At 66.1% G+C, this 13,073-nt stretch carries 13 protein-coding genes and 2 pseudogenes; 6 read left to right on the forward strand and 9 right to left on the reverse strand.

The window, feature by feature from the left end; genetic code table 11:
* Positions 1-7: 7 nt before the first annotated feature.
* Positions 8-647, reverse strand: a pseudogene (locus KY499_RS18285) (hypothetical protein).
* On the reverse strand, positions 648-1,118 hold the full coding sequence (locus KY499_RS12110) for a hypothetical protein (RefSeq protein ID WP_123253891.1): 471 nt from the start codon (positions 1,116-1,118) through the stop codon (positions 648-650).
* 645 nt (positions 1,119-1,763) lie between these two features.
* On the opposite strand from KY499_RS12110, the pseudogene dnaB reads away from it, so the two are divergent.
* Positions 1,764-3,150 (forward strand): annotated as a pseudogene (gene dnaB, locus KY499_RS12115) (replicative DNA helicase).
* Here dnaB and KY499_RS12120 read toward each other — a convergent pair.
* The gene (locus KY499_RS12120; protein ID WP_219885486.1) at positions 3,147-4,133 is read right to left on the reverse strand and encodes an acyl-CoA thioesterase; all 987 of its coding nucleotides are present in this window, start codon (positions 4,131-4,133) and stop codon (positions 3,147-3,149) included. The pseudogene dnaB and the gene KY499_RS12120 overlap by 4 nt on opposite strands.
* Before the next feature lie 71 nt (positions 4,134-4,204).
* On the reverse strand, positions 4,205-4,639 hold the full coding sequence (locus tag KY499_RS12125) for a DoxX family protein (protein ID WP_123253888.1): 435 nt from the start codon (positions 4,637-4,639) through the stop codon (positions 4,205-4,207).
* Positions 4,640-4,782: 143 nt separating this feature from the next.
* Here KY499_RS12125 and KY499_RS12130 point away from each other — a divergent pair, with 143 nt between their 5' ends.
* From KY499_RS12130 to KY499_RS12140, 3 genes are all read left to right on the forward strand, one after another.
* Positions 4,783-6,141, forward strand: coding sequence for an MATE family efflux transporter (locus tag KY499_RS12130; protein ID WP_258190745.1), 1,359 nt, complete (start codon positions 4,783-4,785; stop codon positions 6,139-6,141).
* Between the two features lie 23 nt (positions 6,142-6,164).
* Positions 6,165-6,758, forward strand: coding sequence for a hypothetical protein (locus tag KY499_RS12135; RefSeq protein WP_123253887.1), 594 nt, complete (start codon positions 6,165-6,167; stop codon positions 6,756-6,758).
* Between the two features lie 86 nt (positions 6,759-6,844).
* Positions 6,845-7,204: a hypothetical protein gene (locus KY499_RS12140; protein WP_123253886.1), complete on the forward strand. Its 360-nt coding sequence runs from the start codon at positions 6,845-6,847 to the stop codon at positions 7,202-7,204.
* Positions 7,205-7,288: 84 nt separating this feature from the next.
* Here KY499_RS12140 and KY499_RS12145 read toward each other — a convergent pair whose 3' ends face one another.
* Positions 7,289-7,831, reverse strand: coding sequence for a CGNR zinc finger domain-containing protein (locus KY499_RS12145; RefSeq protein WP_123253885.1), 543 nt, complete (start codon positions 7,829-7,831; stop codon positions 7,289-7,291).
* A 170-nt stretch (positions 7,832-8,001) separates the two neighbouring features.
* Here KY499_RS12145 and KY499_RS12150 point away from each other — a divergent pair, with 170 nt between their 5' ends.
* Entirely contained in the window at positions 8,002-8,952 is a 951-nt protein-coding gene (locus KY499_RS12150; protein ID WP_219886996.1) for a DMT family transporter, read from the forward strand.
* Positions 8,953-8,976: 24 nt separating this feature from the next.
* Here the strand turns inward: KY499_RS12150 and KY499_RS12155 are convergent, their stop codons facing one another.
* From KY499_RS12155 to KY499_RS12170, 4 genes are all read right to left on the reverse strand, one after another.
* Positions 8,977-11,310, reverse strand: coding sequence for a cation-translocating P-type ATPase (locus tag KY499_RS12155; protein ID WP_219885487.1), 2,334 nt, complete (start codon positions 11,308-11,310; stop codon positions 8,977-8,979).
* Between the two features lie 44 nt (positions 11,311-11,354).
* Positions 11,355-11,585 carry a heavy-metal-associated domain-containing protein gene (locus KY499_RS12160; protein WP_123253883.1) on the reverse strand — a complete coding sequence of 77 codons (231 nt, stop codon included), beginning with the start codon at positions 11,583-11,585 and terminating at the stop codon, positions 11,355-11,357.
* Between the two features lie 64 nt (positions 11,586-11,649).
* Positions 11,650-11,994 carry a metal-sensitive transcriptional regulator gene (locus tag KY499_RS12165; RefSeq protein WP_219885488.1) on the reverse strand — a complete coding sequence of 115 codons (345 nt, stop codon included), beginning with the start codon at positions 11,992-11,994 and terminating at the stop codon, positions 11,650-11,652.
* A 225-nt stretch (positions 11,995-12,219) separates the two neighbouring features.
* The gene (locus tag KY499_RS12170; RefSeq protein ID WP_123253881.1) at positions 12,220-12,726 is read right to left on the reverse strand and encodes a universal stress protein; all 507 of its coding nucleotides are present in this window, start codon (positions 12,724-12,726) and stop codon (positions 12,220-12,222) included.
* 96 nt (positions 12,727-12,822) lie between these two features.
* On the opposite strand from KY499_RS12170, the gene KY499_RS12175 reads away from it, so the two are divergent.
* Entirely contained in the window at positions 12,823-13,023 is a 201-nt protein-coding gene (locus KY499_RS12175; RefSeq protein ID WP_123253907.1) for a hypothetical protein, read from the forward strand.
* Positions 13,024-13,073 lie beyond the last annotated feature (50 nt).

Genomic DNA, 13,073 nt, shown 5'->3' on the forward strand with positions numbered 1-13,073 from the left:
GGGGACGTCAGTCGTCGAGGAGGGCGATGAACTCCCGGGCCCTGCTTCGTCGAGATGTCCGAATGGCGGGTGAGGGCCCTGACGGCGCCCTCGGTGTCGCCGCTTCTGGCCAGGGTGCGGATCCTGCCGTAGATCTCGTCGTTGAGCATGTTGCTGCTGACCTCACGGGTGACGTCGCCTTTGCTGGCAATGGCGCGGTAGCGGTACGGGAAGCGCTGCGGCTCGTCGTCGTCCTGGCCGTCTTCGCTGTCCAGCGGGGTCGCTGGCGGCTGGAACGGCTGCGGATGCGCCGCCAGGGCGCTGACGGCGTCACGGGACGCCCGCAGACCCTCCCCCGTGGCCTCGAGGTAGAGCTTGATGGCCGCCATTGCCTGTCCCTGCGCAATCAGGGCGTAGAGGAGGCGGTGCTGCTCCTGATCGAGTTTTGCAGCCGCCGAGCGTGCAAGCTCAGCGGGCTCCCTGCCCGGCTGCCCACCCGGCTGCCGGGCCGCGGATTCGGGCGGTACTGCCCCGGAGGGTGCTGTCCCGGACAGCGTTGATCCGGGTCCGCGATTGGCCTTACGGCCGGTCGACATGGCGCGAAATACCAGCAGGACGCCGGTTCCGACGAGCACCAGGATCACGAGGGGGATAAGCAGGGCTTCCATTTACTGCAGCCGATCTACATAGTTCTTTGCGGTGATGAGATCCGAGTGGGTGGCCTTGCGCAGCAGTCTGATCGCCTGGACCTTGTTGCCGCTTCGGGCAAGTGACTGCAGCTGAAGGGCAAATTGTGGATTCAACTGCCCGCCCGGCATGACCTGTGTGTCGTTGCCCGCGTGATCGGCAAACGAGGCGGATGCCGTCCGGGATCCCCGGTTCGCACGGGCATTGACCTCTTGCTGCGTCTGCTGTTGTTCGTTCTGGCTGGGGCGGGTTGCCGCGTCAATCCGCGCGCGGGCTGCTGTGGCGGCACGAACCTGTGCGGCGGCATGCTCTTCGGATTTCATGGCCAGTTCGAGTTGATAAAGTTCCGCGTCCGAGATGCCTGCGCCGCGCGGTTTCAGGGCCGTCGCGACGGCCCAGAGAACGGCTGCCAACACGAGGGCAGGGAAAATGACCAGCAATACGTCGCCCATAGCTAGAGCTTATGCCAGATCGCGGTTATCCACAGCATGTTGGGCCGGTCCGTACAGTGTGATCACAGACGGCGTCAATTCGGGGGCGCGAGTGAGGGTTGCGTCACGAAATGCGAAGATTTTCCGCTATTTGTGGGTGCGTTTCGGCCGGGTATCCCCAGCCTCCGGCCACAAGCTGTGGATGAAGGTTTTGCGAAAAACTTTCGTGTCCACAAGCGGTTCCTTGTATTTCCGCAGTTCAGGACCTGATTCCCGGGGGAACTATTTTTCTATCCACAGGTGTTCCCACAGGCTGTGCACAAGCAGCACGCGGTAGTGCACAGGTTATCCACAGGTGCGCGCCATGAGCGGGTTGGTCGTAGCCGGATGGGCGGATAACGTTGCTGGATATCAAGCTTTGGCTGCGAACGCTCCAGGACGCCGCCCGGATCGGAATCTCCCTCGGTCCGGCCGCGACTACGCAGACCGGCCCGGACTCACGCCCCAAACCCTGGCCAGAGGAAACGGTGTCGGTGCCAGCTGGTAGACAGGGATAAGAAACCGGCGCGCACACCGGATCAACGCCACCGGCCGGCACGGCACATGGCATACGCGCCCATGGCGGACATCTGGTCCGCCGCGGAAACACAATGAAGGACGGCAGTTTTGTCAGTTACGCATCTGGATTCCATCGAGGGCGCACGCGGGCCCCGAAGGCAGCCGCAAACCGCCACAGGACATCCCGGCCGAGCAGTCCGTGCTGGGTGGCATGATGCTCTCCAAGGACGCCATCGCCGACGTCGTGGAGATATTGCGGGGCCAGGACTTCTACCGTCCGGCCCACGAGACAATCTATGAAGCCATCATCGACCTCTATGGCCGCGGCGAACCGGCCGACGCCGTGACCGTATCGGATGAGCTGACCAAACGCGGTGAGATCAACAGGATCGGTGGCCCCGCGTACCTGCATGAGCTCATCCAGACTGTTCCCACCGCTGCCAATGCCGGCTACTACGCCGAGATCGTGGCCGAACGCGCGGTCCTCCGGCGACTGGTCAACGCCGGCACCAAGATTGTCCAGCTCGGCTACGGACAGGATGGCGAGGTCGAGGACCTGGTCAATCAGGCCCAGGCCGAGATCTATGCCGTGGCCGAACGCCGCACGGCGGAGGACTACGTGGTCCTCAAGGACGTCATGGAGTCCACCGTGGACGAGATCGAAGCGTCCGGCCACCGCGGCGAGGGAATGACCGGGGTCCCCACCGGATTCTACGAACTGGACGAACTGACCCACGGCCTGCACCCGGGACAGATGATCGTGATTGCGGCCCGCCCGGCCGTGGGTAAGTCCACCTTCGCGCTGGATTTTGCCCGCTCCGCGGCCATCAAGAATAACCTCGCCACCGTGATGTTCTCGCTCGAAATGGGCCGGAACGAGATCGCGATGCGCCTGCTGTCGGCCGAGGCTACCATCGGCCTGCAGGACCTCCGCAAGGGCACCATCAAGGACGAGCAATGGTCCAAGATCGCCACGACCATGGGCCGGATGAATGACGCCCCGCTGTTTATTGATGACAGCCCCAACATGTCGTTGATGGAAATCCGTGCCAAGTGCCGCCGGCTGAAGCAGCAGCACGACCTCAAGCTCGTGATCCTGGACTACCTGCAGCTCATGAGCTCCGGCAAAAAGGTCGAATCGCGCCAGCAGGAAGTCTCCGAGTTCTCCCGTGCCCTGAAGCTCCTGGCCAAGGAACTCCAGGTGCCCGTGATCGCCCTTTCGCAGCTGAACCGTGGCTCCGAGCAGCGCCAGGACAAGCGGCCCATGGTGTCCGACCTCCGCGAATCGGGCTCCATTGAGCAGGACGCGGACATGGTGATCCTGCTCCACCGCGAGGATGTTTACGACAAGGAATCCCCGCGGGCCGGTGAAGCGGATATCCTGATCGCCAAGCACCGTAACGGTCCTACCAAGGACATAGTGGTGGCCTTCCAGGGCCACTATTCACGGTTCGCGAATATGGCGGCCGACGCCGGGGGCGGCGGCGGCTTCTAGCCTGCCGCGTGCTCCGGACCGGCTTTCAGCAGGTGGTTGGGCAGCCGGTTCCCGGGTGCGCGGCCGCGGATTTCCAGGAGTTCCTGCGCGTGGGCGTGCAGCCGTTTGTCTTCTCCGGAAATCGGCACCCACTGCGGGATCGGGACCGAGTTCCCGTGCTCATCGCGTGCCACCATCACGGTCAGGCAATACGTGGTGAGGTTGAGCTCGCGCCCCTTGGGGTCGCCCGAGCGGACGTGGACAGCGATGTGCATGCCCTTGGTCCCGGTGTAAACCAGCCGGGCTTCGACCTCCACCACATGGCCGATCAACAACGGACGGTAGAACCGGACTCCGCCGGAAAACACGGCCACCGTGTCCCGCCCGCAGTACCGTGAGGCGCAGACGTAGGCGGCCTCGTCGATCCACTTCATCACAATGCCGCCGTGGACCTTTCCGCCCCAATTAACATCGGTCGGGGCAGCCATGAACCGCAGGACCACACGCTCTGCGGTGCCGGCGTCGGTGTACTCCTGGGAGCTCATGGCGGCGACAATGTCGTCGCGGACCTTGATCCGCGCCAGCGCATGGTCGCGCTCTTCGATTTCCGCGACGGTCACGGGCTCAAACTGCGCCACCGGTGCGGGTTTCCCGTCGTCGCCCACGGCCACGAAAATCACCATGCACTGGCTGCGCATGGTGGCCGGGCCGCCTTTGGGATCTCCCGAGGAGACCACGGTCCGGATGTGCATCGAGGATCGGCCGGTGTAAACGATGGTGGCTTCGACTTCGACCATGTCGCCGCTGTTGACGGGATCGGCAAAGTGGATGTTGCCCACGTAGGCCGTGACGCAATAGGACTTCGCCCAGCCGACGGCGGCCGCGTAGGCAGCCTTGTCCACCCATTCGAGCACGGTGCCGGCGTCGACGGAACCGCTGTGGCCGATGTCCATGGGTGCCGCCAGGAAGCGCAGGGTCACGGCGTTCGCCGCAGTTTCGTTCATGGTGTGAGTTTACTGACGGGCCAAGTGCCTGTCCGGCCGGGCGTCATAAACGGCGCCCTGTGGGACGGGAATTAGGCGAGGACCCGCAGCCGGGACGTGCTGCGGCCGAAAATCGCGCGGTCTGCGGACATGCGTCCCGCACCGACCAGTGCGACGGTCAGGGCGGCGGCGGCCAGAATCAGCACCAGCTCGAAGCCGCCGGCTTCGACGAAGATGCCGGACGGAGCATGCACCAGAAACAGTGCGCCGAGCATGTTCAGGGCAAGGAGGGCGGCGAACACGCGGGTGAGCACGCCGACGATCAGCGCGATACCGCCAACAAGTTCCAGCGTGGCGACGACCGGAGCCGCCACCTGAGCCGCCGGAACTCCCATCTGGGCGAAGGCGGCCTGGGTCCCGGCAATGGTGAATTCGTTGAATTTCTGCCAGCCATGGGCCGCGAAGAGAAAGCCGGTAATGACGCGGAGAATGATACGGGCCGAGGTGGTCAGGGCGGTCTGGTTCATGTGATGTGCCTTTCCGGGCAGGAGCGGGTGCCGCGCACGGCATCCTTGAAGTTGTAGATTCAACTATCTCCCCGCTTGGTTGAACAGTCAACTAAGTGACGCAGGGTGCCGCCCGGGACCACCACCCCAGCTAGGGTTGACCCGTGCCACCATCACGACCTGCCGCAGCCGGACTGTCAGTCCCAACCGGCCATCGCCGCGAAATCCTCCGCCTCGCCGTACCCGCCTTCGGGGCATTGGTCGCTGAACCCCTGTTCCTGCTCGCGGATTCGGCGATTGTCGGACACCTCGGCGTGGCGCAGCTCGCCGGCGTCGGACTCGCATCCGCGGTGCTCCACACGGCGGTGGGGCTGATGGTGTTCCTCGCCTACTCCACAACGCCCGCCGTCGCACGCGCCATCGGCGAGGGCAAGCTTCCGCGCGCACTCGCGGCCGGACGCGACGGCGTCTGGCTGGCTTTCCTGCTCGGACTCGTGCTGGCTGCCGCCGGGTTTTTGGCCGCCGAACCCCTCCTGGAACTGATGGGTGCCCGCGGTGACGTGCGGTCCTTTGCGGTGGACTATTTGCGCTGGTCCATGCCCGGGTTGGTCGCCATGCTGCTCATCTTTGCCGCGACAGGGGTGCTGCGGGGGATGCAGGACACCCGGACCCCGCTCGTCGTAGCCACGGCCGGATTCGCGCTGAACATCGTGCTGAACCTGGTCCTGGTCTACGGTCTTGACTGGTCCGTGACCGGTTCCGCCGTCGGCACCAGCATTGCCCAGTGGGCGATGGCCCTGGTGTACGTCGTGATGGTCCGGCGCAGCGCCCGGCATTATGGCGTGCCGCTACGGCCGGACTGGCACGGCATCCGGGCCATGACCAAGGTGGGCTCGTGGCTGATGCTGCGGACGCTCAGCCTGCGGATCGCGATCCTCGTGACGGTCGTCGTCGTGACTGCCCAAGGCTCCGTCAACCTGGCCGCCCATCAGCTGGCCATGACCATCTTCACGTTCCTGGCTTTCGCCCTGGATGCCCTCGCCATCGCGGCCCAGGCGCTGATCGGCAAGGAACTCGGAGCCGGACGTTCGGACGCTGCCCGTGCACTGACGCGCACCATGACGCGGTGGGGCCTCGGCTTCGGGGTCCTCACGGGAGCCCTGCTGGCCATGGCGGCGCCGTGGCTCGGGCCGCTTTTTACGTCCGACGCCGGCGTTACCTCAGCCCTCACGCTCGCCCTGCTCGTGCTCGCAGCCGGACAGCCACTCGCCGGGTACGTTTTTGTCCTCGACGGCGTCCTGATTGGCGCCGGCGACGCAAAATACCTGGCGGTGGCCGGCGTCATTAACCTGGCGGTCTACCTGCCGCTGTTGCTCGCCGTCCACCTGACCGGAGCCGACGGCGGTACGGGACTTCTGTGGGTGTGGGCCGCATTCTCGCTCGGCTACATGCTGGTTCGGGCACTCACGCTCGGCCTGCGGGCGCGCACGGACCGGTGGATGGTGCTCGGGGCCCGCGCGTGACCGGGGCGCACTAAACTGGTCAGGTGACTTTCCCCAAAACGCCCGATGCCACCACCGCCCGTCCTGCCTCGGCGGAACTCTGGAAGCCGGTCCTCTTCCGGGCCGCCGTAGCCTTGGCGTTTGGCGCCCTGACGGTGTTCTGGGCGTCGCCGTCGGACACGGGCATGGGACTGTCCGGCGGAATCTACCTGGCAGCCACCGGAGTGGTGCTGTTCTGGGGCATCAACAAGACCGGCCTCGTGGCGGGGACGCGGTCCGCCAAGGTCCTTTCCGCGGCAGGTTCCGTCCTGGTCGGCGCCGGCGCCGCCGTGATGCTGGTTCCCGGCGCCCTGGCATTCGGCACCGTGGCGGCCGCGGGGCTGGGTCTGGCGGGTGCCGCTGAACTGTATCTCGGTTTTGCCGGCCGCGGCCGGTCCGTCCTGGCACGCGACTGGATCGCCTCGGGCGTGATCGGACTCGGGACGGCGGCCGCACTGCCGTTCTTCATCGGTCTCGGCCCGCATGCCCTGCTCGGCGTCACCGGCGGCGGCGCCATCATCGCCGGGGTGCTGTGGATCCTGGCCGGCCTGACCCTGCGGCACGATGCGCGGGACGATTCCGCGAAGGCCGTAAACTAGTTCCGACAGGTTCTACCCTGCGTAGAACAATTGCGGCAACAAGTCAGCCCCGGCCCGCCGGGCGCCGGCTGCAGGAGGAAAGCATCTTGGCACAGCAGAAACCCGGAGAACCGCGCAGCCTGCGGACCTCGGTCAAAGGACCGCTTATGTTCTCCGCGTTCTGGGCAATCATCACCTTCTTCGGCGTGCTGATCTTCGCCTCGGGCGGCAGCGCTAAGGCGCCCCGGCTCGATTTGGCCCTGATCGGCGCCGGGATCGCCTTCATTGTGACCCTGGTGGTGGCCGCCATGCTCTCGATGAGCCACAAGGCCAACGAGGCCCACCTCGGCAAAGGCTCCGGCGTGAATCTGAGCTCCAAGCGGCCAGCCGCTGGCCACGGCTACCGTGCGGACGGTACGGACGGCGCCGGTGCGCCTGACGCGCCGCCCCGCGACAACGGCCACTGACGCCGCTGCGCGACAACGGCCACTGACGCCGCTGCGCGACAACGGCCACTGACGCCGCCGCTGCACCAGTTCCGGCCGGCGCCCTCAGGACGCGGCTTTGCGCGCCCGGTAAGCCGCGACGTGGGCGCGGTTCGCGCAGTTTCCCGTGTCGCAGTAGCGCTTGGAGCGGTTGCGGCTGAGGTCCAGCACTACGGCGTCGCAATCCTCGGCCGCACACACGAGCAGCCGGTCCCACTCCTTGCTGCGGATCACGTCCACCAGTGCCATGGCCGCCTCCGTGCTCATCCGGTCCGCCAGCGGAGCCTCCGGTGCGGTGGCGTGGAGATGCCAGTCCCAGTGGTCATGCCTGACCAGTTGGGGGAGTGCGCAGGCATCCCTGAGCAGCCGGTTCACGGTGTCTACGGCGGTGTCTTCATCCGCGAGCCACACCTCGGCCAGCCGGTCGCGGAGCCGGTGCACGCCGGCCAGTTCGGCTGCGTCGCGGGACCGCGACCCGGTGAAGCCTTCTGCCTCAAGGAACCGGTCGAGGTCGTCGAGCGCAGGGAGGTGCTCTTCGCCGTTGGTGCCGGTGTTGATGAGAGCGACCACCGACCGCAGGGCGGTTTCCGTGTCAGGGGCAAAAACCATCTTGACTCCTTACTAATTTGCGGCGTACTGTCAGGAGCATAACCCAACTTTACTCCTGACAGGAGGCAGCTGTGTCTGCCGCACGCAATCCCGCCGATGCCGCGATCACTGAAGCTCCCGGACGCCCGGCCTCCCGCCCCAACGGTTCCGGCGGCGCCGGCTCGGGGTTCATGGCCTCAGGCCTGGGTGTTGCCCTGTTCTCCTCGGCTGTGTTTGGCCTCTCCGGGTCGTTCGCGAAAGCCCTCATGGAGACTGGCTGGACGCCCGGCGCCGCGGTCACAGCGCGGCTCACCGGAGCTGCACTGATCCTCGTGGTCCCGGCCATCCCGGCCTTGCGCGGTCGCTGGCACCGGCTCAAGGACAACTGGATCACCATCGCGCTCTTCGGCTTCATTGGCATCGCGGCCTGCCAGCTGTTCTACTTCAACGCAGTGGCCCGGCTGTCGGTCGGCGTCGCGCTCCTTCTCGAGTACCTGGCACCGGTCCTGATCGTCCTGTGGCTGTGGGTTGCGAGCCGGAAACGGCCCCGGCCGCTGACCATCGCGGGCACCTTGCTCTCCCTTGGCGGCCTCGTCCTGGTCCTGGACCTTACCGGTGCGGTCAAAATCGATGTGATCGGCGTGATGTGGGGAGTCGCAGCGGCTGTGTGCCTCGCCATTTATTTCTTCATCACGGCCAAAGAGAACGATACGTTGCCGCCGATCGTGCTGGCCTCCGGCGGGCTCATGGTGGGCGCCGTCGTCATGTGGCTTGCGGCCGCGACCGGCCTGCTGCCCATGGCCTTCAGCACGGCAGACACGACGCTGGGGACATGGATCACGCCGTGGTGGGTCCCGCTGGCCGGACTCGTTGTCCTGGCGACCGTCCTCGCGTACGTCTCCGGAATTATGGCGGCCCGGGCGCTCGGATCCAAGGTGGCGTCCTTCGTCTCACTCACCGAGGTCCTCTTTGCAGTCATTTGGGCCTGGCTCTTGCTCGGCGAACTGCCCGGTCCCATCCAGTTGGTCGGTGGGATCCTGATCGTCGGCGGCGTCGTGCTGGTGCGCTTCGATGAACTCCGCAACGCGGCGGCGACGCCGGCCGCACTCGACCACGCGAACGACGTCGAACCGGTGCCCTGATTGTGCGGCACCGGCCCGGCGCGGCTACTTGCCGAAGCTGCGCAGCCTTAGTGAGTTGGCCACTACGAGGACCGAACTGGCGGCCATTGCGGCACCGGCGATCATCGGATTGAGCAGGCCCAGGGCCGCCACCGGAATGCCGACCGCGTTGTAGAAAAACGCCCAGAACAGATTCGTCTTGATGGTGCCCAGGGTCCGGCGGGACAGTTCGATGGCCTGGGCCACCTGCCCGAGGTCGTTTCCCATAACGGTCAGATCGGCGGCCTCGATGGCGACATCGGTGCCGGAGCCCATGGCGATCCCCAGGTCCGCCTGGGCCAGGGCCGCCGCGTCATTCACGCCGTCGCCGGCCATCGCCACTGTGGCGCCGCCTGCCTGGAGCTTGCGCACCGCCTCGACTTTGCCTGCGGGCAGCACACCGGCAAACACATCCCGGGGATCGATCCCGACGGCGGCGGCAACCTGCGCAGCAACGACGGCGTTGTCTCCGGTCAGCAGGATGGGCCGCAGCCCGAGCTGCCGGAACCTTGCGACCGCCGCTGCCGATCCCGGTTTGAGGGTGTCCCGAAGGCTGATGAGGCCCGAGGTTTCGCCGTCCACTGCGACCCAGATGACGGTGGCGCCGGACTCTTCTGCGGCCCGGAAGGCGTCCTGCTGTGCGCTGGCCGGAACAATGCCGTTTTCTTTCAGCCAGCCGGTGCGCCCGGCCGTAATCAGGCGCCCGGAGACTGTCCCCTGGACGCCGCCGCCCGGCGCCGAACGGAAGCCGGCGACGGCGGGGAGGCGTCCGGTTCCGCTCTCCAGGACTGCAGCCGGGCCGGCCGGGTCGGCTGCGGCGGCTGCGGCGGCCGCGATGGCGCGTGCGATGGGGTGCTCAGAGGCGGATTCGACGGCCCCGGCGAGGCGCAGAATGTCGGCGGGAGTGAAGGTGCCGAACGTTTCGGTCGCGTCGACGGCCAGGTGGCCGGTGGTGACGGTACCGGTCTTGTCGAGCAGGATAGTGTCCACGCCCCGGGTGTCCTCAAGGACCTCCGGTCCTTTGATCAGGATGCCCAGCTGGGCTCCGCGGCCCGTCCCGGTCAGCAGGCCCACGGGTGTGGCGAGTCCCAGTGCGCAAGGACACGCGATGACCAGAACGGCGACGGCGGCCGTGAAGGCAGCCCGCAGTTCGGCAGCGTCGACGGCGGGTCCGGCCACGATAAGCCACCCGGCGAACGTCACGGCGGCCACGCCAAACACGATGGGCACGAAGACGGCGCTGATGCGGTCCGCGAGCCGGGCAATGGGCGCCTTCCCGGTTTGCGCCTCGGCGACGAGGCGCGCCATTTGTGCCAGTGTGGTTTCAGTGCCCACACGGGTGGCTCGGACCAGGAGCCGGCCGGAGGTGTTTATGGTGGCCCCCGTGACGGGGCTGTCCGGGCCGACCTCCACGGGAACGGACTCGCCGGTGACCAGGGAGGCGTCCACGGCAGAGGTTCCTTCGATGACGACGCCGTCGGTGGCGATCTTCTCGCCGGGCCGGACCACGATCACATCACCCACCCCGAGCTGTTCCGCAGGAACATTGTGCTCGCTGCCGTCCCTGAGGACGGTCGCGTCTTTCGCTCCAAGGTTTAGGAGGGCCCTGAGTGCGTCTCCGGCCTTACGTTTGGCGTTGGCCTCAAGGTAGCGGCCCAGCAGCAGGAACGTGGTGACGACGGACGCGACCTCAAAGTAGAGCCCGCCGGCCTCCATCCCTTCGCCGTCCATTCCCTGGTGTGCGGTCAATGACGGATCCGCCAGGAGCTGCCAGGCCGAGAAGGCGTAGGCGGCGGTCACCCCGACGGACACAAGGGTGTCCATCGTGGAGGAAAAATGGCGCGCGTTGACGGCGGCGGCGCGGTGAAACGGCCACGCCGCCCAGCTCGCCACCGGGAGGGCGAGGGGCCCCGCGATCCAGCCCCAATTGGCGAACTGGAGTGCCGGGATCATCGAGATCAGGAAAACCGGCACGGTCAATACGGTGGCCACGATGAGCCGCGGCCGAAGTTCCGCCGCCACGCCACCGGCATTCTCCGGGCTTGCGGGGTGCTGTGGCCCGGCTTCGGGCAAATCCTCGTGGCCGGGAGACCGGACCGTTGCCGTGTACCCGGCGGCGGCTACGATGGCCATGATCTGCTCATCGGTGATACCCGGCGGAACTGCGACCCGGGCGGACTCCAAGGGCAGGTTGACGGAGGCTTCGACGCCCTCGAGTTTGCCGAGTTTTCGCTCGATGCGGCTGACGCAGGATGCGCAGGTCATGCCCTCGATGTCCAGCTCAATCGCCCGGCGGCCGGTCTGACTAAACACTTGCTCGCTGCTCGCGGTGCTACTCATGGAGATTCCTTTCGGTGGCATGCGGGCCGTGCCGGGCGTCGGTCTTAGGCTTCGTTGGCTACCACCAGATAGCCGGCTTCGGCGACCGCCTCGCCGATTTCTGCGGAGGACAGCTTGTCAGTGGACGTGATGGTCACCGTGGAGATGCCGCCGGCATTGAGGTCGACGTCGATCGTTTCAACGCCGGCCAACGACTCAAGTTCCTCGCTGACGGCAGAGACGCAATGGCCGCAGGTCATACCGGAAACGCTGACAACTGTGGAAACGGTACTCATCGTGAACTCCTTATCGTTGGGCCGGTGGGTGAACCGGCCACATCGTCATCAGTTGGCAGGTCCGCTAGCGCAGCAGGCGACCGATCGCGTCGGTGGCCTCTTTGACCTTGAGGTCGATGGCATCCGCGCGCAGAGCCGGATCTTGTTCCGAAGCGGCTCCGACCACGCAGTGCCCGATATGTTCCTCCACCAGGCCCAGGCTCACGGCGTGGAGGGCCTTGGTGACCGCCGCCACCTGGGTCAGGATGTCGATGCAGTATTTATCCTCATCGACCATCCGGGCAATGCCGCGCACCTGGCCTTCGATGCGCTTAAGCCGGCGCAGGTAGGCGTCCTTATTGCCGGCGTAGCCATGCTGTCGGTGTATGTCCGCGGCCGGTGAGACGGGAGAAACCTCGGGATCGTCCATAAACCAAACATATACCCCCTAGGGGTATATTTCAAGTCCGGGGAGAGGTGTCCTAAGAGAGACGGGGAATCCGGAAAGTGTCCGGACATTAAAGAGCTCCGGAGTGCGTTATTGGGGGATACGCACTCCGGAGCAACTTTGGGGTAGGCCTTCATGCCGCCTACGAATAAAAGTTTACCGGGGGGTTGAGGACGATTACCACCCCCGCGAATATCTACTTTCGCTTTAGTTTTCCGGACCCCTCAGCGGGTCCGCCGGGGCGGGAACGATGAGGATGGGACGGTCCTGGTGGTGGCTCAGCCACGCCGCGACGGAGCCGTTCAGGGCCGCGGCAAGACGGTGCCCGAGACCGCGCTCGGGGGTACCCACGATGATGATTTCGGCGCTTGAGTCCGCAGCCAGCCGGCCCAGGGCCCGGGCTGGATCTCCACCCAGGGTCCGCAATGTCCAGTCGATTCCCTGGTCGCCGCAGGCAGCCTGGATGGTGATCCGCAATTGCTGCGTGACGGCCTGAATCTCATCTTTGTCCGTGTCGGGGTGAAACGACAGCCGGTGCATGGAACGCGCCGGGTCCCAGTCCACCAAATAGCTGGCCTCGTCCACGTAGGCGCAAATAACCGGTGCGGCGAGACGCTTGGCCAGCGAGGCCGCGGTCTGGAGCACTTCGGGGTGCTGTCCCGGAAGCACCCCGACGAGCAATGGGTTTGGACCGCTGGTGCGCTCGGAAGACATACTCCATTGTTCCCCGGGAGGCGTCGGCCTGAACAGGGTCTTCCTGCACGACGATCCGGGGCATAACGTTGAAGCAGAAAGGAAGAGGTGACCGCCGTGGAGATTTTCATGTGGTGGCTGGATCTGGAACTGGCATCAAAGGAGTGGCTGCGGGAAAACCTGCGTGCCACCGAAGTTCCGCCGTTCGTGCTCAACCATATCGCCGCAGCCGGGGGGCCGGGGCCCGGCGCCGCAGCGGAAGTGCTGACTCCGGCCGACTGGGACTTCATCGAAACGCAGTCGGAATTTGTGGACTGAAACCCGGGCAGGCCCTGGACTGGCAGACACGTGAGCCCGCGCCGGAGCGC

This window comes from Arthrobacter sp. PAMC25284, assembly GCF_019443425.1.
GTDB classification, from domain to species: domain Bacteria; phylum Actinomycetota; class Actinomycetes; order Actinomycetales; family Micrococcaceae; genus Arthrobacter; species Arthrobacter oryzae_A.

Coding starts and splice junctions, on each gene's coding strand:
- KY499_RS12110 (WP_123253891.1), bottom strand. CDS start 1,118: ATGGGCGACGTATTGCTGGTCATTTTCCCTGCCCTCGTGTTGGCAGCC.
- KY499_RS12120 (WP_219885486.1), bottom strand. CDS start 4,133: ATGAACGAAACTGCGGCGAACGCCGTGACCCTGCGCTTCCTGGCGGCA.
- KY499_RS12125 (WP_123253888.1), bottom strand. CDS start 4,639: ATGAACCAGACCGCCCTGACCACCTCGGCCCGTATCATTCTCCGCGTC.
- KY499_RS12145 (WP_123253885.1), bottom strand. CDS start 7,831: ATGGTTTTTGCCCCTGACACGGAAACCGCCCTGCGGTCGGTGGTCGCT.
- KY499_RS12150 (WP_219886996.1), top strand. CDS start 8,002: ATGGCCTCAGGCCTGGGTGTTGCCCTGTTCTCCTCGGCTGTGTTTGGC.
- KY499_RS12155 (WP_219885487.1), bottom strand. CDS start 11,310: ATGAGTAGCACCGCGAGCAGCGAGCAAGTGTTTAGTCAGACCGGCCGC.
- KY499_RS12160 (WP_123253883.1), bottom strand. CDS start 11,585: ATGAGTACCGTTTCCACAGTTGTCAGCGTTTCCGGTATGACCTGCGGC.
- KY499_RS12165 (WP_219885488.1), bottom strand. CDS start 11,994: ATGGACGATCCCGAGGTTTCTCCCGTCTCACCGGCCGCGGACATACAC.
- KY499_RS12170 (WP_123253881.1), bottom strand. CDS start 12,726: ATGTCTTCCGAGCGCACCAGCGGTCCAAACCCATTGCTCGTCGGGGTG.